This window comes from Pseudomonas sp. P4_C3 (assembly GCF_056402075.1).
The window spans coordinates 1-663 of the sequence record NZ_JBFUIC010000766.1 but is presented as its reverse complement, the minus strand read 5'-3'; the positions used below and the strand labels follow the sequence as shown (position 1 = coordinate 663).

Below are 663 nucleotides of genomic sequence, written 5' to 3'. Positions count from 1 at the left end.
CTGGTGCTGAGCCCCAGCCTGCGTTTGTTCGTGTTGTTGCCGCTGGCGATCAACCTGGTGCTGTTCGTCGGATTGATCTACCTGGCCGGCCATCAATTCAGCTTGTGGGTCGATACGCTGATGCCGTCCCTGCCCGACTGGCTGAGTTTTCTCAGCTACATCCTCTGGCCGCTGTTCGTGGTGCTCGTCGTGCTGATGGTGTTCTTCACCTTCACCATGCTCGCCAACGTCATTGCCGCGCCATTCAACGGCTTCCTGGCGGAGAAAGTCGAGGTGGTGGTGCGCGGCACCGACGACTTCCCGACCTTCAGCTGGGGCGAACTGATTGCGATGATCCCGCGCACCCTGGCCCGGGAAATGCGCAAGCTCGGCTACTTCCTGCCCCGGGCTATCGGGCTGTTCATCCTCTCGTTCATCCCGGTGGTGAACATCATCGCCGCGCCGCTGTGGTTGTTGTTCGGGGTGTGGATGATGGCGATCCAGTACATCGACTACCCGGCGGACAACCACAAACTGGGYTGGAACGAAATGCTCGCCTGGCTGCGACAGAAGCGCTGGCAAAGCATGAGCTTCGGCGGCATCGTCTACCTGGTGCTGCTGATCCCGGTGGTCAACATCCTGATGATGCCGGCCGCCGTGGCCGGGGCAACGCTGTTCTGGGTG

The 663-nt window shown here is 61.2% G+C and carries 1 protein-coding gene; it reads left to right on the top strand.

The window, feature by feature from the left end; genetic code table 11:
* Window positions 1-663, top strand: a 663-nt coding sequence (cysZ, locus tag AC1DVH_RS32325; RefSeq protein ID WP_477757200.1) for a sulfate transporter CysZ, incomplete at both ends; no start/stop codon positions are given.